The sequence below is a fragment of the Glutamicibacter arilaitensis Re117 genome (genome assembly GCF_000197735.1).
Taxonomy (GTDB): domain Bacteria; phylum Actinomycetota; class Actinomycetes; order Actinomycetales; family Micrococcaceae; genus Glutamicibacter; species Glutamicibacter arilaitensis.
This window is the reverse complement of sequence record NC_014550.1, coordinates 1,458,595-1,479,340: the sequence shown is the minus strand read 5'-3', so window position 1 is coordinate 1,479,340 and position 20,746 is coordinate 1,458,595. Positions and strand designations below refer to the sequence as shown.

Below are 20,746 nucleotides of genomic sequence, written 5' to 3'. Positions count from 1 at the left end.
CGCACGAAAGGAATTGCCATGAGCAAGCACTTCGTACCGGAAAACCTTCCGACCCACCTGCAGCACTACATCAACGGCGAATTCGTTGACTCCATCGGCGGAGCAACCTTCGACGTGCAGGAACCGGTCACCAACACCAACTACGCCACCGTCGCCTCGGCACAGCCTGAAGACGTGGATCTGGCTGTTGCCTCCGCAAACAAGGCCTTCAAGGAAGGCCCATGGTCCAAGATGCTGCCGCGCGAGCGTTCCCGCGTGCTGCACAAGATCGCTGACATCGTCGAATCCCGCGATGAAGAGCTCTCGCTGCTCGAGTCCTACGACTCCGGCCTGCCGATCACCCAGGCCAAGGGCCAGGCTCGCCGCGCAGCAGAGAACTTCCGCTTCTTCGCTGACCTGATCGTCGCACAGGTGGACAACACCTTCCGCGTGCCAGGGCGCCAGATGAACTACGTGAACCGCAAGCCAATCGGCGTGGCCGCACTGATCACCCCATGGAACGTTCCGTTCATGCAGGAATCCTGGAAGCTGGCTCCGGCCATCGCTACCGGAAACTCGGTAGTCCTGAAGCCTGCAAGCTACACCCCGCTCTCCGCAGGACTGTGGCCAGAAATCTTCCGCGAGGCAGGCCTTCCAGAAGGCGTCTTCAACCTGGTCTTCGGTTCCGGTTCCGTAGCCGGCGACTACCTGGTCAAGCACCCGGATGTGCCACTGGTTTCCTTCACCGGCGACTCCTCCACCGGCGCCACCATCTCCACCGCTGCAGCCCCGCAGTTCAAGGGCCTGTCCCTGGAACTGGGCGGCAAGTCTCCAGCAGTCGTCTTCGCCGACGCTGACCTGGAAGCAGCCTTGGATGCCACCGTCTTCGGTGTCTTCTCGCTGAACGGCGAGCGTTGCACCGCTGGCTCCCGCGTGCTGGTACAGCGCGATATCTACGATGATTTCGTTGCCAAGTTCGCGCAGCGCGCCAAGAACATCCGCGTTGGCCTGCCAAGCGATCCGAAGACCGAAGTCGGCGCCCTGGTGCACCCGAACCACTTCGAAAAGGTCATGAGCTACATCGAGATCGGCAAGACCGAAGGCCGCTTGCTGGCCGGCGGCGGCCGCGCCGAAGGCTTCGAAGAAGGCAACTACGTTGCACCGACCGTCTTCGCAGACGTGGCACCGGATGCACAGATCTTCCAGGACGAGATCTTCGGCCCAGTTGTGGCCATCACCCCGTTCGACACCGACGAGGAAGCACTGGAGCTGGCCAACAACACCAAGTACGGCCTGGCAGCCTACGTGTGGACTTCCAACCTGAAGCGTGCACACAACTTCGCGCACCAGATCGATTCGGGCATGGTGTGGCTGAACTCCAACAACGTCCGCGACCTGCGCACCCCATTTGGCGGCGTGAAGGCTTCGGGCCTGGGACGCGAAGGCGGCTACCGCTCGGTGGACTTCTACACCACCCAGCAGTCCATCCAGATCACCTTGAACGAAGCGCACTCCCCTAAGTTCGGCGTCTAAGAAGCTTCAGCTTCCACCCACTAGTTTTTATTGCTTGCAAAGGAGCAAATCATGAGCAAAGAGATCGCAAACCCGATCCCAACCCCTTCGGTTCCAGCACCGGATATCCTGCGCTGCGCCTACGCTGAATTGGTCGTCACCGACCTGGAGCGCTCCCGCAACTTCTACGTAGACGTTCTGGGCCTGCATGTTTCCTACGAAGACGAGAACCAGATCTACCTGCGTTCCTTCGAAGAATTCATCCACCACAACCTGGTTCTGACCAAGGGTCCGGTCGCCGCACTGAAGGCCATGGCTTTCCGCGTGCGTTCCACCGAAGAGGTCGACAAGGCCGAGGCCTACTACAAGGAATTGGGCTGCCGCACCGAGCGCCGCAAGGAAGGCTTCGTCAAGGGCATCGGCGACGCCGTGCGCGTTGAGGATCCACTGGGCTTCCCATACGAGTTCTTCTTCGAGACCACCCACGTAGAGCGCCTGCACATGCGCTACGACCTGTACTCGGCTGGCGAACTGGTCCGCCTGGACCACTTCAACCAGGTCACCCCGGACGTGCCACGCGGCCGCAAGTACCTCGAGGACCTGGGCTTCCGCGTCACCGAGGACATCCAGGATGACGAAGGCACCACCTACGCAGCATGGATGCACCGCAAGGGCACCGTGCACGACACCGCATTGACCGGTGGCAACGGCCCGCGCCTGCACCACGTGGCCTTCTCCACCCACGAGAAGCACAACATCATCCAGATCTGCGACAAGATGGGTGCACTGCGCATTTCGGATCGCATCGAGCGCGGCCCAGGCCGCCACGGTGTCTCCAACGCGTTCTACCTGTACATCCTGGATCCAGATGACCACCGCATCGAGATCTACACCCAGGATTACTACACCGGCGATCCGGACAACCCGACCATCACCTGGAACGTGCACGATAACCAGCGCCGTGACTGGTGGGGCAACCCGGTTGTTCCTTCTTGGTACACCGAAGCTTCCAAGGTCTTGGACCTGGATGGCAACGTGCAGGAAGTCATCGAGCGCACCGACGACTCCGAATTGGAAGTCACCATCGGCGCCGACGGCTTCTCCTTCACCCGTGCCGGTGACGAAGATGGCTCGTACCACGGCCAGGCTTCCAAGGGCTTCAAGCTGGGCAACCAGGTCTAAGCCGAACAACCTCTGGACGTGAGCTTGCAGCTTCCCTGAGCTGCTACGCAAAATCCCGGGTCCTTCGCGAAATTATCGCGAAGGACCCGGGATTTTCTTATTTTCAGCAGTAGTTCGCTATGAATGACCAATCTCCTCAACAGTGGTAGCTGAAAGCACGTATCAGGCCAGCAGTAGACCAGTAACCGCCAAAGATCTCGACGTGCCTAGTTGCGCGGTACCCAAAGTCGCTGGTACGCCAACACCACGGGCTTAGATATCTGTCTGACGATGAATTGGCTGAACCACCGAATCAACTGGTCGAAGACAGGCAATGCGAACAGCGCTACTGTCAGCACGGTCAAGAGAACCGCAGCCACGAACGCCACGATGCTATTTGTTTGGTCAAGGATCAGGGGAAGATACGGAGTAATAGCGAGAACTACGAAACCGTGCATGAGATATATCGCCAAGCTTCGCCGGCCGAGCATAGCTGGCATGCCATCCTTGTCCGGCATCAGAGATAGGAATACGAATATCGCGGCAGACGCAATGAACAGCAGACCAATGCGGAAGAGCACTCCTTGAGGGTCTTGAGTATCCAGGCGTTCGAAGGAGAAACTGCCGTACAACCATCCAGGCCGAGTGTCTCGATAATACAGATACAACCACGCTCCGGCCAGCGCTACAACTCCTGCAATTTTCCACTGGACGGCAATACGACCTGCAGTGCGGAGAATCACCTGTCCGTGGGTCGCACCCACGACGAAGAATGGCACGAAGACGACGGCACGGGAGAAGGTGAAGTCGTAGCCGATCTATTCAAAAATGCCCGACATACTAGCTATGAGAAATGATAGGCCCACGGATGTCTTGGGGAACTTGGAGATTAGAGGCGTCAGCAACTGCCACCAGCACATGGCCAAAAGGAACCAGAGGATCCAAAAGGGTCTGACAAGCGAGAAGGTTCGCTCTAAACCTAACAGTGGTACCGCGAAAAATAGAGCGTCTGGAATACGACCAGCAGGACGAGGAACACGCCAATTCGCCGAGGAAGCTGCGTGGACTAGGCGGTGATTCCTGCAAGAAAAACGAACGCCGGCATATGGAACATATAGATGGCCGTCAGCGGGAGTCTGGTGGTTCGAGCTTCCCATCCTGCGGTCGCTTCCAACAGGTGGCCTAGGACAACCAAAATGATCAGTGCGCCTTTTGCTACATCGAGTCGGTGCACCCTGACCCTGCTAGATAGTTCAGTCACCGAGTTAGGCTACCAGCACAGGATTGTCACTCATGCCACCGCAGGACTCCGGGCCGGTAACACAGCCGGACTCGTGGCTCTGCTTCCGACAAGTTCCAACTGAAGGTAAAAGGTATCTGGGGTCGCTTCAGAGCTCCCGTTTCTGTGGAACCCATCTTCAGGATCCTTGGGTGCCCTTGATTTTCCCGGGCTTTGGGCAAGACTGGGTATATGGCCACTGACCAGAGCCTGAAGTTTGATGATCGCAGCCACGCCGGCGCGGCGTTGGGCATGCGGCTGGCCTTGGAGCTGCCCGCCGGCAGCTACACGGTACTGGGCCTTTTGCGCGGCGGTGTCCCGATCGCCTATGAGGTTGCCAAGATCCTCAAGGCGCGTCTGGGTGCCTTGGCAGTTCGCAAGCTCGGTGTACCGAGCAATCCTGAACTGGCATTCGGCGCTATCGCCCACTACGCGTCGGGCAACGGACGCTACATCAATGAGGAGATCTACCGCCGGGCACTTCGCTACTTCGGCGCTGATGAACTGGACTCCTTGGAATACGGGACGCACTCGGAACTGATGCTGCTGGCCGACATATTCAGGGCTTACTCCCCGGGTTTGACCGGGCAAACGGTGATTCTGTGCGATGACGGCATCGCGACCGGCGCCACCATGAAAGCCTCCGTTGAATTGGTGCGGCGGTTGGAAGCGAAGTCCATCGTCATTGCGATACCCGTCGCCGCACGGGAGTCAGTGGAAGAGCTCGAATCGCTTACTGAGCATGTATACGCGGTCTGGACGCCAGAGAATTTCGGCGCCGTGGGCGCGTATTACCGGGACTTCACCCAGATCAATCAGGCGCGTGCGCTGCAGCTTCTGCGTCTACAAGACTAGATTCCGCCACTGGACGAGCCGGCCCCACAGCCACTTCCCTTGTCTCACTGTTCCACTGCCACCGGCACTACATCAGGGCGCCACGAAAGGTACGCCAGCACGGTTCCAGCCGATCCCACAATCACCAGTACTGCAGCGACTGGAGCCAAGCCGATCGCTGCTCCCAGCGCGCCGGCCAGCGGGTAGGTCAGCAAGAAGCAGGCGTGGGACAGCGAAAACTGCGCGGCGAATACGCTGGGCCGGTTTTGCTCGGTGCTGTTGCGGCGAAGCAATCGGGAGGAGGGCGTCAGGATTGTTGCCGTGGCAGCACCAAGCAGCATCCACAACGCGAGGATTGCCGCCCATTGGCTGCTCCCCTCGCCCCAGAAGATCAAGCCCGCGCCAGCCAAGAGCAGCAACGGCATGAGTAGCCCGCCAACAAGCATCACCGTGCGATCGGCAATGCGCTCCAGCAGTCCGGGCATGCTCAGGGCAACAATCATGGAGCCTGCTCCATAGGCGCCAAGCAGCAGGGCAACGTCCACCTGGGAACGCCCTAGCTCTGCCTTGACCAGCACGACGGTATTGACGATGACCATCGCCGAGGTCGAGGCCACCACCAGGTTCAAGCCCATCAGGCTGCGCAATTCAGCGGCCGCGAAGAAGGCTCGGGTTCCACCGGTCAGGCGATGGAAGAACTTCGCCTTCTGCGGTGGCGCGATCACAGGGAATTTGGTGGAGGAAACCAAGAGCGCCGAACCGGCAAACCCCACAACGGTCCCCATGAAGAGGTTGTGATAGCTGGTGATGGTCAGTAGCGCTGCGGCGAGCATGGGGCTGGCCAATGATTCCATGTCATAGGGGCTCTTCAAGTTTTAGCGTGGTGAGCCCGAAAAATAAGTAAGGCCCGCAGTCCTCTGCGAAAATGGATGTTGTCTAGACAAACCATCAGCAAGGAACTACGAGCCGTGTTTAAAGATACCGGTGGAAACGACGCTGCGTCGATTCTTCTCAACCTCACTGACTACCGCGTCATCGACGCAACCCAAGAACCAGCCGGACGACAAGTCCTTATCGAGCCCAAAGCCACAGAGGCAGCCTGTCCAACTTGTGGGGTGATCACCACCCGCATCCACGCCAGACCAGTGCACCGGGTCAAAGACCTCCCAACCGGTGGCAACGACATTAAGGTCCTGGTGCGCAAACGCCGGATGGCCTGCCAAGAGACCGCCTGCGAACGCCGCTCGTTCGTGCAAACCACCGAACAGCTACCGTTGAGGGCCAGAATCACTACCAGGCTCTCTCAAAAGCTCGTGGACGAGATGAGCTGCGAACTGCGAGCCGTGTCCAGGGTCGCTTCTGCGTACCAAGTTTCCTGGCCAACCGTGATGGCAAGAGCGAACATGGTCGGTGAGCTTGTAGGCAACGTGGACCGCATGTTCATCCGCCGCCTCGGTATTGATGAGCACCGTTTTCGTAAGGTCCGCTACGCACGCGGCCGCACCGGGAAAGTGGTCCGTATTGAGCCGTGGTCTATTGTCTTCACCGACCTGGATACCGGAAAAATTCTAGATATTGTGGACGGACGACGCTGTGCAGCGGTGAAGAAGTGGTTGAAGTCCCGGCCACGGTACTGGCGTCAACGAGTACAGTACGTGGCCATTGACATGTCTGCTGAGTTCCGCAAAGCGGTGCGGGAGAACCTGCCGAAAGCAAAGATCAGCGTGGACCATTTTCATGTCATTCAGCGGGCGAATCTCATGATTACTCAGGTGCGCCGGCGTCGCTCCCACGAGGTGCTCCAGCGCCGAGGAAGGGCCGCTGATCCGGCCTACAAGTATCGGAAACTGTTGACCTGCAATTTGGAGAACTTGTCGATTAGGCAAGTTGAGCGGCTGAAGTTGATCCTTGAAGCAGATCCTGAGCTGGGCGTGATTTATGGGATTAAGGAACACGTGCGGGAGCTGTTGAAAACCAGGGATATCCATGATTTTCAATCGAGGTGGGCGGTGCTGGAGAAATCGGTGAAGACAACGAAAATGGTGGAAGCGAAGTCGTTGTTCCGGACGCTGACTGCGTGGAGGCGCGAGTTGCTGGTGTTCATTCGTACGCGGTTGACGAATGCTCGGAGCGAGGCGGCGAACCTGACGGCGAAGAACTTGAAACGGATCGGTCGGGGTTATCGGAATCATGGTCATTACCGGGTCAGGATATTGTTATACACGGCGGGGCTACGGCCGTGCTGAGCATCCTGCACCACGCTTAAACTCGAAGAGCCGTCATAGGCCAGTCGGGACAGCGATAGCGCGCGGGTATAGTCGCGCTCTTCGGTAAGGATCGAGGGAATCACTGCTTGGAATGCCGGGGTAAAAGTCGCCGAGGCCGACTGCAGGATGAAAATTAGTATGTAGATCTGCCACGCTTCGCTGACCAGTGGCAAGCAGAGCGCTATCAGCCCGCGGACAATGTCGGATCCAATGAGCACGGGCTTGCGCGGAATATGGGACACCAGCGCGTTGACCAGAGGGGCCACAGCGACATAGGCGACCATCTTGATGGTCATTGCTAACCCCAGGACCAGTCCCGCGTCACTGCCGGCAATATCGAAAGCCAGCAAGCCCAAGGCAACGGTAAGCAGGCCTGTACCCAGAAGGGCAATCATCTGGGCACTGAAAAGCCTGGCGTAGGACTGGTTTCCTAGTACGCTCAGCATCGTTGCCGCCTCTCTGGCTTTTGGCGCTAGCTTTGCGCAGCGCGGTGGTGCAATGGCAGCCGGCCATTGGAGACAGAATGTTCTGCCTGCTTGATCGCTTCACTGACCAGCCGCGCCGGGTGGTCATCGGTCAGGCTGTAGAGGACCTTGGTTCCGTCTTGGCGGGTGGTCACCATGCGCGCCATCCGCAGTCGCGCCAGATGCTGGGAGACTCCCGAGGGACTTTTCTCCACTAGCTCGGCGAGCGCATTGACTGAGAGTTCTCCGTTCCGCCGCAGATGCAGCACGATGCGGATCCTGGTTGCATCCGAGAGCAAGCCGAAGACTTCGGCGGCCAGCTCAACGAATTCCGTGGAGGGATCCGGAGCATAAATATTATTATCTGCATGCATGCTAATAGACTAATACTCTTGATGGGTATTGCCTAGGCCACAGCAGGATTCCTCGGTGCCTAACTGGAACTAGAATTGAAGCCATGACTGCAACACTCGTGGCCAAAGACCTCGCAGGTGGCCACGCCCACCGAACCCTCTTCTCGAATCTGAACTTCACCGCCGCACCCGGTGATGTCTATGGCGTGGTGGGCGCCAATGGCGCCGGCAAATCCACGTTGCTCTCACTGCTGGCCGGAGCTGCTGACCCGCAGGCCGGATCGGTAAGCACCGCCCCGGATTCGGCATTCATCGGCTGGATGCCCCAGGAACACGACCGCATCCCGGGCGAAACCATTACCGCGTACTTGGCCCGCCGCACTGGTTGCGCCGCGGCCACCACCGCCATGGAATCCACTGCCGAAGATCTGGGCGGCTCCAAGCCCGGTGCGGATGACGCGTACGCCGCGGCTTTCGACCACTGGATGGCTTCCGGGGCCATGGATTTGGAAGACCGCATCCCCGAGGTATTGGCCAAGCTTGGCTTCACCCTTCCAGTGGATACCGAGATGACAGCACTTTCCGGCGGACAGGTGGCCCGTGTGGCACTGGCAGCCCTGCTGCTCTCCCGCTTCGATGCAGTACTGCTCGATGAGCCGACCAATGACCTTGATCTTGAAGGCTTGGAGCACTTGGAGAATTTCATCAATTCTCTGCGTGCACCAGTGATCCTGGTATCCCATGACCGCGAGTTCCTTGCCCGGTGCACCACCGGCATCATCGAGCTGGACCTGGCGCAGAACCAGGTTGCCACTTATGAAGGCGGCTACGATTCATACCTCGCCGAACGAGCCATCAACCGTTCCCATGCCCGTGAAGCCTATGAGCAGTTCGAGAACCAGAAGGCTGATCTCGTCTCCCGCGCCCGCACCCAGCGCGAATGGTCATCCCAGGGCGTGCGCAATGCGATGCGCAAGGCTCCGGACAATGACAAGATCCGCCGCCGCGCCAACTCCGAGTCCTCGGAGAAGCAGGCCGCGAAGGTGCGACAGATGGAATCGCGCATTGCCCGGCTGGACGAGGTGGCAGAACCGCGCAAGGAATGGGTACTGCAGTTCTCCATCGCCGCCGCTCCACGAGGTTCCTCGGTCATCTGCACGCTTAACGAAGCCTCGGTATCCCACGGCGATTACACCTTCGGACCGGTTTCGGTGCAGGTCAATGCCGGGGATCGCATTGGCATTACCGGCCCCAATGGCGCAGGCAAGTCCACCTTGCTGAACCTGCTGCTGGGCAAGCTGGCCCCGCACAGCGGCACCGCTTCGCTGGGCAGCTCGGTGAATATCGGCGAAATCGACCAGGCGCGCACCCAGCTGCCAGGCCACCTGCCGCTGGGCGAAGCCTTCGAACACGAAGTTCCCGAGTATTCAGCCGCCGAAGTACGCACCTTGCTGGCCAAGTTCGGCCTGAAAGCCGACCAGTCCTCAGCATTGGTCGATGAGCTCTCCCCCGGCGAACGCACCCGCGCGTCCATGGCGCTGCTCCAGGCCCGCGGGGTGAACCTGCTGGTACTCGATGAGCCGACCAACCATTTGGATGTTCCGGCCATCGAGCAGCTCGAAGAAGCCTTGGAAGCCTACACCGGAGCACTGCTTCTGGTCACCCACGATCGCCGATTACTTGAAAATGTCACCTTAGCGGCCAGATGGGAAGTTGAAGAAGGCCAACTAACCACCCATTTTTAGGTTCTGGCTTGGGCGTTTATTGCACTAGTAAGTTCACAGCTATCCAACGTAGTATTGGCACTAAGGGAGCCGAGTTTTTCAGTTCTTTCGACTGCAAAGTCGACGCCTAGTACCCAAGGATATTTTCTTGAGCAGCACTGCAACACTCGATTCCCAAGGACCCACGGTCAAGCCGGGAGATCCCAAGAGCTTCTTCCACGTCAAGAAGCTGGTCACCGAAGCCGGACTGATCGGCCGCCGCCGCGGACACTACCTTGGGTTGGGCATTGTGCTGACCGTGCTGCTAGCCGGCACCGTCACCGGTTTCATTCTTCTGGGCGACAGCTGGTTCCAGCTGCTGATGGCAGGGGCCCTGGGCCTGCTGCTTACCCAGTTCGCTTTCTTGGCGCACGAGGCGGCTCACCGCCAGATCCTCGCTTCGCACAAGCGCAATGACAAGCTGGGCCAGTTCTTGGCCAATATCGTGGTGGGCATCAGCTACCAGTGGTGGATGAACAAGCACAACAAGCACCACGCGACGCCCAACACCGTGGGCAAGGATCCGGATATCGAGTGGGACACCATCTCGTTCCAGACCGAAGATGCCAAGCGCCAGCGCGGAGTGCTCAAGTGGATCACCAACCGCCAGGGCTACCTGTTCTTCCCGCTGCTCTCCCTGGAAGGCTTGAACCTGCATATGCACTCGATCAAGTACCTGTTCAAGGCTGGCCGGGTCAAGAACCGCAAGCGCGAAATGACCGGCATCTTCCTGCGCATCGCCATCTACTTGGCGGTCATCTTCTACTTCCTGCCGGTGGGCATGGCATTCGCCTTCCTCGGCGTGCAGCTGGCTGTCTTCGGCATCTACATGGGCGCATCCTTCGCACCGAACCACAAGGGCATGCCGATGGTTCCCCAGAACGCCCGCATCGACTTCTTCTCCCGCCAGGTACTGACCGGACGTAATGTCATGGCCAAATCCAGCTGGGGCAACCGCGTACTCTCCCACGTCTACGGCGGCTTGAACTACCAGGTGGAGCACCACCTGTTCCCGTCCATGCCACGAGCTAACCTGGCCGGCGTCTCGGCTATCGTTCGCCAGTACTGCGCCGAGCACCAGGTGCCGTACACCGTAGCCAGCGTCCGCGAATCCTACGCACAGGTGATCACCTACCTGAACAAGGTCGGCCTCTCGGCTCGCGATCCATTCGAGTGCCCGATGATCTCCGGTTACCGCGTTAGCGCATAGCTTCTACCCGAATCGCAAAGAGCTAGGAACCCTTGCCGCCAAAGGCAAGGGTTCCTAGCTCTTTTCCGTCGGCATCAAGGACAAGCATCGTATTGCCGTCCTCCAGCTTTGCGGTGGCAGCACGCGAGAGCCAGTCATCCACGCCCTCGCAGAACATCTTGGTCGAAGCGAGCGCATCGAATTGCAGGTCTTCGGATGCATTCCAGGATCCTGTCAGGCGATTGCAGCCATCGCTTCCGGTGAGCTTGCCATCTTCGGCAAGCTCCAGCCATGGCTGGCCCTGTTCCTTGCTTCCCCACAAACCGACCGGGTCTTGCAAAATCACGCTGGTCTCGCTCTCAATAGGTTTGCTGGCGCCTGGGTCGTTCGAGGTAGCTGCGCAGGACACTGCTGTGAAAGCCGTGGCCAATGCCGCGCTACGCAGCAAGAATCTCTCCATGGCCCCAGCCTAGGCCTTCAGCAGATCGCTGACCAGTGCCGAATTAGAGCTGGGAATCCAAAGGTTGGGTTGGCTCTTTCGGTCCTACAATATCGATGGCTCCGGTAACCGTACGTTGGACTCCGGGGGCTACCGGGATGATTTCTTCCACGCCAGCCTTGCTGGGCGTGCGCCGACCCTGGCGCAGATCAAGGATGCCCACCAGCAAGGTAGCCACGACCAACACGCAGATGGCAACGAATGACAGCGACATAGCCACCGAATATCCGGCCACATGGTTCATTCCATAGAAGACAGCGGTGATCACTGCAATGCCCACCGCGGTGCCCACGCGTTGGGATGTCTGCATCAAGCCACCGGCACTGCCGGAGTTGGCCACGGGAACTTCCATCAGGGTCAACGCCTGGTTGGGCGAAATGATGAAGCCCTGCGCAACACCGATGAAGGCCAGCGACAGCAGCATCCACCAGATGTCCAGCACCCCGCGATCTTCCAAGATCACTACGGCGATGGTGGACAGCAGGCCGAAGAGTGCACTGAGGATGCCCCCAATGACCAATTTGCGGCCTAGAGTCATCACATAGCGCCCAGCAATATCAGAGCTGAATGCCGAGAGCAGAGCCGCAGGCAGGCAAATCAGTCCAGCCTGCAGGGCGCTGAAGCCCTGGGACTGCTGGACGTAAATGGCTACCAGCACCCATACGCTGGAAACCCCCATGAAGTACAAGCCGGCAATCAGTGTTCCATTGGTAAAGCTGCGGATCTTGAACAGGGCCAGTTCCACCATGGGTTCGCGTCCTCGGGCCTTGTATTTCTTCTCCCACCAAACCCAGAGCACCAGGACCACGGCGGCCAAGGCCAGCAGCGACCAGAGCCACGGGGTTTCGCGTCCTTGGACGAAAGGCAGCAGCAGAGCGAAAATACCAACGGCCAGCAGCACGCCGCCTACCGGGTCAAGATCCACCTTATGGGTTGGCTTGTTGAACAGCGGCTTGGGCAGCCACAGCAGCGCTAGGACAATGGCCAGCACGCCAACCGGGACATTGATCAAGAATGTCCAACGCCAGCCAGCGTCTTCGCCGAGCCAGTTGATCAATAATCCGCCCAGGACCGGTCCGATAGCTACCGAGAAGCCCACTGCGGTACCCAGCAAACCGTAGGCCCGGCCACGGGCCGCTCCACGGAAGTGCTGTTGGATCATGCCCATCACCTGGGGGTTGAGCAGGCCAGAGCCGATACCCATGATGAAGCGGGCGATGTTGAGTACCAGCGGATCGGCGGCCACGCCGGCCAAGATGCTGGCGGCAGTGAAGATTGCGACACCGGCGATGAACATCACGCCGCGGCCAAGCAAGTCGCCGGCACGCCCGGCGGCCACCAGCACCACGCCGAAGGTCAAGGCATAGCCAGCCAGAACCCACTGCAGGTCGGCCTCGGTCGCGTGCAGTGTGGAACCGATAGCCGGCAAGACCACGTTGACGATGCTCACCGAGACCAGCGACATGAACATCGCCGCCAGCAGGACTCCTAGCAGCCTCCAGCGGGCGCTGGCGGAGAGCTCTGGGGCAACGGGTGCCGTGTTCGGCGCGCTCTGGGACATATGCCAACTTTCAAAAGAATGCGATGCCGCAGGAGAATCCTGCAGCCCCGCAACGTACAGCGTTGGCTACCGCGCTAATATTCCCTGTCGGGACGTTATTTCATTCTTGCTCTTGTCCAGCAACGCCATTGATCTCGCGCATGCGCTCAATAGCCAACAAGCGCAGTTCAATGACTTCCTCGAACAGCTCATCGCTATCCTGTTGCGGCAATTCCAGCGCCTGGCGTGCCAAGGGCGTGGAAACCTCTGGATAGGCTTCCAGCTGCTGGACGGGAACCGGCGAACTGATGTAGTCCGGGGCGTTGGCGGAACGCCGGTCGTAGTAGTAATCCACGTGCATCACGAATCCCAGGACGTCGCGTTCCAGGGCCCGGACCAAGGCCACTGCCTGTTTCAGCTCCAGTCCGATATCCACGTAGAACTGCAAGATCCGCTCGATCAGCCGATTGCGCATCGGCCCGGGCTTGACGACCAGCTTCTCATCGATGGTCATCTGCGAAGCGCGGGGGTAGGCGCGGTAAGCGTTGCGTGTAGCGTTGTAGGCTTCACGCACGCCGCGCTCCCAGTCGGTGCAGTCGAACTCGATCAGCGGGTTGATCGACAAGAAGCGTTCAACTGCCAGGTTGATGACTTCTTGGCGGTCGGTGACGTAGTTATACAGTGCGCGCGGGGTGGCTTTGAATTCTGCGGCAAGCCGATGCATGGTCAACGCGTCATAACCCTCAGCACCGGCAATTTCCAGGGCCTTTTGGGCGATCAGCTCTTTGCTGAGACTGACAAATTCAGAGTCCTTGCGCGGACGCCCTCGTCCGCGCTTTACGGGTTCAAAGGTGGACGTTTCCTTATTCTCTGACATGCCTAGAGGATATATGCGATTTCAATGTAATGACTAAATGCGGCTACGAAAAATATTAGAACAGCGCCAGAAGCTTTCTGGCACGCTCATGCCACATCCCGGCAGCTACCGCCAGATGGCCAACGGCGAAGCTCGTTCCACCAGCTAGCCATGGCCAGGCCAATGCCGCCGAGTAGGTTCCGGGCAGCGATGCGATGAATCCGGCAACCATCACCAGCAGGCCAGCTGCCACCAGCGCAATATGCACGCTGTTCCAGCGGAAGGGCAGCAGCAACGCCAGCACGGCCAGCACCACGGCGGGACCCAGGATCAGCCATGGTTCAGCGCTGAAATGGGCCAGGCCCCGCACGGTGGCATATCCAACGACCGCAATCAAAAGCACGGCCGCGCAGATCAGCCAGGCCGGACCGGGGCTCGCCATCGAGCCGCGCATCATCAGCAGCGGGGTGAAGACCTGGGCCCAGAGCAGCAAGGTGACCGGGATGAAGAAGAGCGAGAGTTGTCCCCCGCCGGCCACGCAAATCACGCTCATGATCAACGCGCCAATAACTTGGATGATGGTGCCAGCAATGTTCGGCAGCCACAGCGGAATCAGGCTGATGACTACCGGGATGAAGGCTATCCAAATCAGTTGCGAGCCGATCAGCAGTTCAAGCTGGGCCAGCAGGTCGCCAGTCGACCCGGCAACATAACCGAATCCTTGCTCGTCGATCTGTGCCGCCTGGGGCGGTGCGAAAAGCACCACCATCACGGTGAGCAAGGCCAAGGCGAAAATGGGCCACGCCAAAATACGGGTTAAGAAGTGCTTGCCGCTGCCCACTTCCAGGGCCTGCGGTTCGTGGCGTTCGAATTTCAGCGCCCGGGCCTCTGGTTCGCCGAGCAGACGAATCAGATCGCGCTTGCGCCGGCCACCGCCAGGCAGGCGGAAAATCTCCTGCTTGGTAGCTTCAAGAACTTCACGGCGTTCCTGCTCGGAGAGGAAATCCAAGGCACGGCGAAGTTGCTCCAGATAGTTGCGGGCGGCACGCGGCAAGTGGGGCTTCATATCGTTTACTCTACGTGCTTCGCCGCGGGCACCGAGGCATAAAAATAGGGCAACATCAGTGATGTTGCCCTACTTCCACGCAAACTTGATGGTGCGCGTGCCTACTTTCCTGCACCAGCGGTCAGCCCGCCGACTATGTACTTCTGCAAGAACAGGAACAGTGCCATCACCGGGATCGCGGCCAAGACCGCGCCGGCGGCAAATACCGACCAGTTGGAGGTGAATTCTTCTGAGACGTAGGAGTACAGTCCCACGGCCAGGGTCTGGTTTTCAGGGGAGACCAGGATGACCGAGGCGATCACGAAGTCCGAGGTGCTGGAGATGAAAGACAGCAACCCGACAACAGCCAGGATCGGAGCGACCAGGCGCAGGATCATGGTGAAGAAGATGCGGGCATGGCCTGCACCATCGATCTTTGCCGCCTCGTCGATTTCCACCGGGACGGTGTTGAAGAATCCGTACATCAGGTAGGTGTTCACACCCAGTGCGCCACCGAGATACACCATGATCAGTGCGATCTGGTTATCAATGCCCAAGACAGGGAAGACATCTCCCAGGGAGGTCAGCAGGATGAAGATTGCCACCACGGCTAGCAGCTGCGGGAAGATCTGCACGATCAGCAAGCTGACCAGGCCAACGCGGCGTCCGGTGAAGCGCATGCGCGAGAAACTGTAGGCGGCCAGGGCTCCGAGGAACACCGAGGCAGCCGCCGTGGTCAAGCCGATCACCAAGGTGTTCACGAACCAGGCGCCGAAGGGACGCTGCTCATTTTGGAACAGCTCCACATAGCTGTTGAAGCCGATGGTGCTGAAGAAGCCATTGGAGGAGAGCAAGGTGCCGTTGGGGTTCAGCGAAGCGGAGAGTACATAGAGCAGCGGGAAGGCCGCGTAGATGCACAGCGCCACACCGATCAGGTGCCGCCAGCCGGTGGAAGTGAACCATTTGCCAAAGCTCTGGCGTGGTGCACGCGGTGCCGGTGCACTGCCTGCTTCCTTCCCGATGATTTCGGTGCTCATTAGTTCAGCTCCTCTAGTGCCTTGGTCTGTTTGAAACTGATGATCGAGATGATGGCGACGATCACGAAGATGATGATGGAGAACGCGCTGGCCAGCCCGTAGTCACGCTGGGAGCCAACGAACGCCACCTTGTAGACCATGGAAATCAGGATGTCGGTGGAACCCACGTTCAATCCCGCATCCTGCAAGCGCGGGCCGCCCTCGGTGAGCATGTAGATCACGTTGAAGTTATTGAAGTTGAACGCGAAGGAGCTGATCAGCAGCGGCGCGACCGAGACCAGCAGCAACGGCAGCTTGATCAGGCGGAAGATCTGGAAAGGCTTGGCACCGTCAATGGTGGCTGCCTCGGAGAGTTCATTGGGGATGGACTGCAAGGCTCCGGTGCACACCAGGAACATGTATGGGAAGCCCAGCCACAGGTTCACCCAGAGCACCGAGAACTTCGCAAGCCAGGGGTCGGTCAGCCAGGGGATTTCGGCCCCGCCGAAGAGCACCTGGTTCACGAATCCGAAGTCGCGGTTGAGCATGCCAGCCCAGACCAGGCCGCCGAGGAACGCAGGGAATGCGTAGGGCAGGATCGAGATGACGCGGTAGATCTTCCGTCCCTTCATGCGCATGTCATTGAAGACAATCGCCAGGAACAGTCCCAGGAAGAAGGTGGTGGCTACCGAGAGGAAAGCGAAGGCAAAAGTCCACACGGTGACCGAGAACAGCGCGTTGCGAATCGAGGAATCGGTGATCGCCCGAGTGAAGTTATCGAATCCGACGTTGATGGACCAGCCGGGCATCAGCTGCGAGCCGTCTTCGGCGGTGTAGGCGCCGACTCCGGTGTCCTTGTACACCACACCGGTGGCCTTGTCGGTCATGGTGTCGGCGGTCTCGTCGTATTTGATGGACGAGGTGTATTGGTAGGCGGTGCGGCCATCGCTGGTGCGCAAGGTGCCATCTGCCGGGTTCTCGGTGAAGGGAACGGTCAGCGAGGTCACTTCCTGCTGGCGGCCCAGCAAATCGGCGAAAGCCAATTCGCTGTAGTCCCCCAGTCCCGCCGGGTCTACCGGGGCAAATGGTTCATCGGCATCGCCAAGCAGCTGCTGGCCATCGCGCTCGATGAGCATGGCCAGCCCGTCCTGCCCCTCAAGGATGGACACCGGGTAGCCGGCCGATCCTTCGACGCGGTTTTGGTTGGACTGCAGCAAGGCGCTGATTGCATCGTCCTTGTCCGAGTTATGCCCTGAACCGTAGTTGGTGAAGGCAATGTACCCGGTGTAGCCGATGACGAACACTTGGAAGATCAGCAGGAAAATGGTGCCCGGCAGCAGGTACTTTGCCGGCAACCAGCCGCGCTTGAAGTAGACCACGTTGATAGCCACGGTAATCACCGCGATGACCGAGGCGATCACCCAGGCTTCGCGTCCCAAGGCGGTGAAGATCGCGAACACTGCGGTCGCATCAACGATCGCCACCAGGATGATCTTGGCGAGCATGGCGCCAACCGAAGTATTGGTGGAGTTGGCGAAACGCCGGGCTGTGGGCGAGAGCGGCGGCTTCTGGGTCTCGGTGCCGGATTGCGCGCCCTGGCGGGCAGTCTTTGTCATCGTGAAGATGTCCCTGTCGATCAAGTGCAGATGGTGCTGGTGAATTCATGGTGCTGGAGCCAAAAGGCTTTCCTTCGGGCTCCAGCACTGAATATTGGGCCTGGTGGCAGGCGGTACTACTTGGAGATGGCCTTTTCGATATCTTCGGTCATCTGCTTCCAGCGCTTAGCTGGATCAGCCTTGCCGGTGATGATCTCAGCCTCGGCTACGCCCCAGAACTCCCACACGGCAGCCATTTCCGGGATGTTCGGCATGGGCACGCCGTTGGCGCCAACTTCACCGAAAGCGGCGATGATTTCATCGGACTTCGCGGCTTCGAAAGCTGCCTTGTTTGCTGGCGGACGGTTGCCCACTTCGTACAGTTCGGTCTGGACTTCTTCGTTACCGATGTAGTTGGTCAGGAACTCGGTAGCTGCCAGCAGGTTCTCGGTCTTCGCCGAAACGAAGAAGCCCTGGACGGCTACGAATGGCTGGGCTTCTTCGCCACCGGCCGACGGGATCGGATCGATTTCCAGGTTGATATCAGCATCTTCAGCTGCTTCAACGTTCCATGGTCCGGTCAGGAAGAACGGCGAGTCTCCGGAGACGAACTTCTCCTTGGCGATATCGCCATCTATGGAGGTCTTCAGGTTGCCTTCTTCGCCTTCTTCAGCCAGCCACTTGGCGAACTCAATGCCGCCTTCATTGCCGATCTGCAGGTCTGCCGGGTCGTAGGCCCCGGACTCATCGGTGCCGAAGACCGGTGCGCCGAAGGAGGTCTGGAATGGGTAGGCATGGAATGGATCGCCTACGTCAGAGACCTGGACCAGGAATGGGAATTCGGTGTCGGCCTTTTCGCCGGCGGCAATCATGTCATCGAAGGTCTTGGGAGCTTCCTTGACCAGATCCGCATTGCGCAGCAGGGCCAGGTTCTCGGTGGCGTAGGGAACGCCGTAGGTGTTGCCTTCGTAGCTCATCGCGTTCACGGCGACGTCCTGGAATTCGCCGGCCTTGTCGCCCAGCTCAACTGGCTGGACTACGCCGTTGTTGACCAGGTTGCCCAGCCAGTCGTGGGCACCGATGGTGATATCCGGTCCCTTGCCGGTTGGAACCTGGCGCAGGAAGTCTTCCTGGATCTTGGAGAAGTCCTTGATCACGAGGTCAACCTTGACCCCGGACTGCTTCTCGAAGTCAGCTGCCGCTTCCTTGAGCACTGGCTCGCGGTTGGCATCGACCCAGACGGTCAGCTTGCCGCCGGAGGCCGCAGCTGGCGAGGATTCAGCCGCTGCGGGGCTGGAGGAAGCTGCTGGCGCGTTGGAGCCAGACCCGCCGCAAGCGGTGAGCGAGAGTGCGGCAATGGCCGTGAGCGCTCCGCCGAGAAGCCAAGGGTTCTTATTCACCTTCATGGGATGTCCTTTCGTGACAACTGCGTCCTGAGGGACCTGTCTGGCAGCGTGTTCCGCTTTTTCGCCGGTCGGGTCTAAGTGTGATGCGAGCTACACATTTATTGTAAGCGTTTACAGAGTGTCACAGATCATGGAAATTGACAAGAACGCCGATGAAATCAGTTTTAAACACCCAGTGAATATAGACAAGACCTCACATCGAGGTCTATCTGCAAGTAAAATTGCAAACGTTTACATTCTTCGTGGAATCATTTATCATTACCGTCATGACTTCAATTCCTTCCACAGCAGATTCCCCTGTGCAGCCCGAAGATTCCCAGTGGTGGCGCTCCTCGGTGATCTACCAGATCTACCCGCGTTCCTTCGCCGATTCCAATGGCGATGGCATGGGCGACCTGCGTGGCATCACCCAGCGCCTGGAAAGCATCGCTCAGCTTTCGGTCGACGCCATTTGGCTCTCGCCATTCTTCACGTCCCCGCAGAAGGACGGCGGCTACGATGTCTCGAACTACTGCGACATTGATCCGCTGTTCGGAACCTTGGAAGACTTCGACACGATGGTGGCCCGAGCCCACGAACTGGGGTTGCGCGTCATTATCGACTTGGTCCCTAACCATTGCTCGGACCAGCACCCATGGTTCCAGGCCGCACTCAAGGCAGCTCCGGGCTCTCCTGAACGCGATCGCTTCGTCTTCAAGGACACCCCGGAAACCGGCCACCCGAATAACTGGGAATCCGTCTTCGGCGGCCCGATGTGGACCGAAACCAAAAATGCTGATGGCAGCACCGGCCAGTCCTACCTGCACATCTTCGATTCCTCGCAGCCGGACTTCAACTGGCACAACGAGGAAGTACGCGCAATGTTCCGCGATGTCCTGCGCTTCTGGCTGGACCGCGGCACCGATGGCTTCCGCGTCGACGTGGCCCACGGATTGATCAAGGCCGATGGGCTTCCGGACTTCACCCCGGACCCCACCGCCGCATCCATGGGCGGCACCGAGGAACTGGCTCCATGGTGGGGCCAGGAAGGCGTGCACGAGATCTACCGCGACTGGCGCAAGGTCATGGACGAATACGAGGGCAATCGCGTGCTCTGCGCCGAGGCCTGGGTCAATCCCCTGTCCTTGATGGCCAAGTGGGTTCGCAATGACGAAATGCACCAGGCATTCAATTTCCCGTACCTCTCCTGCGACTTCGATGCCCAGCAGATCCGCCACACCATCGATGAGTCCCTGGGAGAATTCGGCAAGGTCGGAGCCCCGAGCACCTGGGTGCTCTCCAACCATGACGTGGTGCGCCACGCCACCCGTTTGGCCTTGAGCGCCGATAACCCGCAGGGTGATGGCATCGGCCCGCGCACTCCAAACCTGCCAGAACCTGAAGTCGGCTTGCGCCGTGCGCGTGCTTCGAGCTCGCTGATGCTTGCCCTTCCGGGTGGCGCCTACATCTACCAGGGCGAGGAACTGGGTCTGCCAGAAGCCATCGACCTGCCAAATGAAGCACGCCAGGACCCAACCTGGTTCCGTACCAACGGCGAACGCTATGGCCGTGACGGTTGCCGTGTGCCGCTTCCATGGGAAAACGGCAAGCCAGCCTATGGCTTCAGTGACAGCGGCGAAAGCTGGTTGCCGCAGCCGGCGAACTGGGATTCCTACGCCCGCGACGCGCAGGTTGATGACAAGTCCTCCACGCTGAACCTGTACCGCCGCCTGCTGCAGCTGCGCCAGGATCACGCACTGGGCACCGGTTCGCTGAACTGGGTCGAAGGCACCGAGGACGATGTCCTGGCCTTCGCCAACGGCAACGTGCTGGTGGTAGCCAACTACGCACAGAACCCGCTGCCATTGCCAGCTGAGGCGCAGGCAGCCACCGAGCTGGTGCGCAGCCAGGAGCTGGACTCGGCTGAAGCTGGAATGATTCCGGGCGAAACCACCATCTGGTTCCAGCTGGACTAGTCGGTAACTGAGAGTACCGGCACCAGCCGCACC

Annotated in this window: 18 protein-coding genes and 1 pseudogene; 7 read left to right on the top strand and 12 right to left on the bottom strand. The window is 59.4% G+C overall.

The window, feature by feature from the left end:
- The first annotated feature begins 18 nt into the window (after nt 1-18).
- Nucleotides 19-1,512 (top strand): 5-carboxymethyl-2-hydroxymuconate semialdehyde dehydrogenase, encoded by a 1,494-nt coding sequence (gene hpaE, locus AARI_RS07255; RefSeq protein ID WP_013348677.1) that lies wholly within the window; start codon nt 19-21, stop codon nt 1,510-1,512.
- A 63-nt stretch (nt 1,513-1,575) separates the two neighbouring features.
- A complete protein-coding gene (gene hpaD / locus AARI_RS07250; RefSeq protein ID WP_041649587.1) occupies nt 1,576-2,673 on the top strand; it encodes a 3,4-dihydroxyphenylacetate 2,3-dioxygenase in 1,098 nt (365 codons plus the stop codon).
- Between the two features lie 206 nt (nt 2,674-2,879).
- Here the strand turns inward: hpaD and AARI_RS07245 are convergent, their stop codons facing one another.
- Both AARI_RS07245 and AARI_RS20410 read right to left on the bottom strand, forming a co-directional pair.
- The gene (locus AARI_RS07245) at nt 2,880-3,431 is read right to left on the bottom strand and encodes an acyltransferase family protein (protein WP_157867113.1); all 552 of its coding nucleotides are present in this window, start codon (nt 3,429-3,431) and stop codon (nt 2,880-2,882) included.
- 287 nt (nt 3,432-3,718) lie between these two features.
- The gene (locus tag AARI_RS20410) at nt 3,719-3,886 is read right to left on the bottom strand and encodes an acyltransferase family protein (protein WP_353744469.1); all 168 of its coding nucleotides are present in this window, start codon (nt 3,884-3,886) and stop codon (nt 3,719-3,721) included.
- 237 nt (nt 3,887-4,123) lie between these two features.
- Here AARI_RS20410 and AARI_RS07240 point away from each other — a divergent pair, with 237 nt between their 5' ends.
- Nucleotides 4,124-4,786: a phosphoribosyltransferase gene (locus AARI_RS07240; protein WP_013348675.1), complete on the top strand. Its 663-nt coding sequence runs from the start codon at nt 4,124-4,126 to the stop codon at nt 4,784-4,786.
- A 44-nt stretch (nt 4,787-4,830) separates the two neighbouring features.
- Here AARI_RS07240 and AARI_RS07235 read toward each other — a convergent pair whose 3' ends face one another.
- Complete coding sequence (locus AARI_RS07235) at nt 4,831-5,619, bottom strand: MFS transporter (protein ID WP_049862594.1); 789 nt, start codon at nt 5,617-5,619, stop codon at nt 4,831-4,833.
- A 114-nt stretch (nt 5,620-5,733) separates the two neighbouring features.
- On the opposite strand from AARI_RS07235, the gene AARI_RS07230 reads away from it, so the two are divergent.
- The gene (locus AARI_RS07230; RefSeq protein ID WP_013347743.1) at nt 5,734-7,011 is read left to right on the top strand and encodes an ISL3-like element ISAar13 family transposase; all 1,278 of its coding nucleotides are present in this window, start codon (nt 5,734-5,736) and stop codon (nt 7,009-7,011) included.
- Nucleotides 7,012-7,025: 14 nt separating this feature from the next.
- On the opposite strand, the pseudogene AARI_RS07225 reads toward AARI_RS07230, so the two are convergent.
- Both AARI_RS07225 and AARI_RS07220 read right to left on the bottom strand, forming a co-directional pair.
- Nucleotides 7,026-7,478: pseudogene (locus tag AARI_RS07225) on the bottom strand (MFS transporter); the annotation flags it as partial.
- A gap of 26 nt (nt 7,479-7,504) precedes the next feature.
- Nucleotides 7,505-7,870, bottom strand: coding sequence for an ArsR/SmtB family transcription factor (locus AARI_RS07220; RefSeq protein ID WP_013348674.1), 366 nt, complete (start codon nt 7,868-7,870; stop codon nt 7,505-7,507).
- An 83-nt stretch (nt 7,871-7,953) separates the two neighbouring features.
- Between AARI_RS07220 and AARI_RS07215 the strand changes: the two genes are divergently transcribed.
- Entirely contained in the window at nt 7,954-9,594 is a 1,641-nt protein-coding gene (locus AARI_RS07215; RefSeq protein WP_013348673.1) for an ABC-F family ATP-binding cassette domain-containing protein, read from the top strand.
- A gap of 127 nt (nt 9,595-9,721) precedes the next feature.
- Nucleotides 9,722-10,822, top strand: a complete 1,101-nt coding sequence (locus AARI_RS07210; protein WP_013348672.1) for a fatty acid desaturase family protein — start codon at nt 9,722-9,724, stop codon at nt 10,820-10,822.
- Between the two features lie 22 nt (nt 10,823-10,844).
- On the opposite strand, the gene AARI_RS07205 is transcribed toward AARI_RS07210, so the two are convergent.
- The 7 genes from AARI_RS07205 to AARI_RS07175 all read right to left on the bottom strand — a co-directional run bounded on the left by AARI_RS07205 (nt 10,845) and on the right by AARI_RS07175 (nt 18,758).
- A complete protein-coding gene (locus AARI_RS07205; protein WP_013348671.1) occupies nt 10,845-11,261 on the bottom strand; it encodes an META domain-containing protein in 417 nt (138 codons plus the stop codon).
- Between the two features lie 43 nt (nt 11,262-11,304).
- Nucleotides 11,305-12,861, bottom strand: a complete 1,557-nt coding sequence (locus tag AARI_RS07200; protein WP_013348670.1) for an MFS transporter — start codon at nt 12,859-12,861, stop codon at nt 11,305-11,307.
- A 100-nt stretch (nt 12,862-12,961) separates the two neighbouring features.
- Entirely contained in the window at nt 12,962-13,717 is a 756-nt protein-coding gene (locus AARI_RS07195) for a TetR/AcrR family transcriptional regulator C-terminal domain-containing protein (protein WP_013348669.1), read from the bottom strand.
- A 55-nt stretch (nt 13,718-13,772) separates the two neighbouring features.
- Nucleotides 13,773-14,762 (bottom strand): HAAS signaling domain-containing protein, encoded by a 990-nt coding sequence (locus tag AARI_RS07190; RefSeq protein WP_013348668.1) that lies wholly within the window; start codon nt 14,760-14,762, stop codon nt 13,773-13,775.
- A gap of 101 nt (nt 14,763-14,863) precedes the next feature.
- On the bottom strand, nt 14,864-15,778 hold the full coding sequence (locus AARI_RS07185; RefSeq protein WP_013348667.1) for a sugar ABC transporter permease: 915 nt from the start codon (nt 15,776-15,778) through the stop codon (nt 14,864-14,866).
- Nucleotides 15,778-17,373 carry an ABC transporter permease subunit gene (locus tag AARI_RS07180; protein ID WP_013348666.1) on the bottom strand — a complete coding sequence of 532 codons (1,596 nt, stop codon included), beginning with the start codon at nt 17,371-17,373 and terminating at the stop codon, nt 15,778-15,780. Before AARI_RS07180 ends, AARI_RS07185 begins: the two co-directional genes overlap by 1 nt.
- Before the next feature lie 116 nt (nt 17,374-17,489).
- Nucleotides 17,490-18,758, bottom strand: a complete 1,269-nt coding sequence (locus AARI_RS07175; protein ID WP_013348665.1) for a sugar ABC transporter substrate-binding protein — start codon at nt 18,756-18,758, stop codon at nt 17,490-17,492.
- Nucleotides 18,759-19,024: 266 nt separating this feature from the next.
- Here AARI_RS07175 and AARI_RS07170 point away from each other — a divergent pair, with 266 nt between their 5' ends.
- Nucleotides 19,025-20,713 carry a glycoside hydrolase family 13 protein gene (locus tag AARI_RS07170; protein ID WP_041648632.1) on the top strand — a complete coding sequence of 563 codons (1,689 nt, stop codon included), beginning with the start codon at nt 19,025-19,027 and terminating at the stop codon, nt 20,711-20,713.
- The last annotated feature ends 33 nt before the right edge of the window (nt 20,714-20,746 follow it).

What these genes read in the sequence shown, in the direction of transcription:
- hpaE (WP_013348677.1), top strand. Translation starts at nt 19, where the DNA reads ATGAGCAAGCACTTCGTACCGGAAAACCTTCCGACCCACCTGCAGCAC.
- AARI_RS07240 (WP_013348675.1), top strand. Translation starts at nt 4,124, where the DNA reads ATGGCCACTGACCAGAGCCTGAAGTTTGATGATCGCAGCCACGCCGGC.
- AARI_RS07235 (WP_049862594.1), bottom strand. Translation starts at nt 5,619, where the DNA reads ATGGAATCATTGGCCAGCCCCATGCTCGCCGCAGCGCTACTGACCATC.
- AARI_RS07220 (WP_013348674.1), bottom strand. Translation starts at nt 7,870, where the DNA reads ATGCATGCAGATAATAATATTTATGCTCCGGATCCCTCCACGGAATTC.
- AARI_RS07215 (WP_013348673.1), top strand. Translation starts at nt 7,954, where the DNA reads ATGACTGCAACACTCGTGGCCAAAGACCTCGCAGGTGGCCACGCCCAC.
- AARI_RS07205 (WP_013348671.1), bottom strand. Translation starts at nt 11,261, where the DNA reads ATGGAGAGATTCTTGCTGCGTAGCGCGGCATTGGCCACGGCTTTCACA.
- AARI_RS07200 (WP_013348670.1), bottom strand. Translation starts at nt 12,861, where the DNA reads ATGTCCCAGAGCGCGCCGAACACGGCACCCGTTGCCCCAGAGCTCTCC.
- AARI_RS07195 (WP_013348669.1), bottom strand. Translation starts at nt 13,717, where the DNA reads ATGTCAGAGAATAAGGAAACGTCCACCTTTGAACCCGTAAAGCGCGGA.
- AARI_RS07190 (WP_013348668.1), bottom strand. Translation starts at nt 14,762, where the DNA reads ATGAAGCCCCACTTGCCGCGTGCCGCCCGCAACTATCTGGAGCAACTT.
- AARI_RS07185 (WP_013348667.1), bottom strand. Translation starts at nt 15,778, where the DNA reads ATGAGCACCGAAATCATCGGGAAGGAAGCAGGCAGTGCACCGGCACCG.
- AARI_RS07180 (WP_013348666.1), bottom strand. Translation starts at nt 17,373, where the DNA reads ATGACAAAGACTGCCCGCCAGGGCGCGCAATCCGGCACCGAGACCCAG.
- AARI_RS07175 (WP_013348665.1), bottom strand. Translation starts at nt 18,758, where the DNA reads ATGAAGGTGAATAAGAACCCTTGGCTTCTCGGCGGAGCGCTCACGGCC.
- AARI_RS07170 (WP_041648632.1), top strand. Translation starts at nt 19,025, where the DNA reads ATGACTTCAATTCCTTCCACAGCAGATTCCCCTGTGCAGCCCGAAGAT.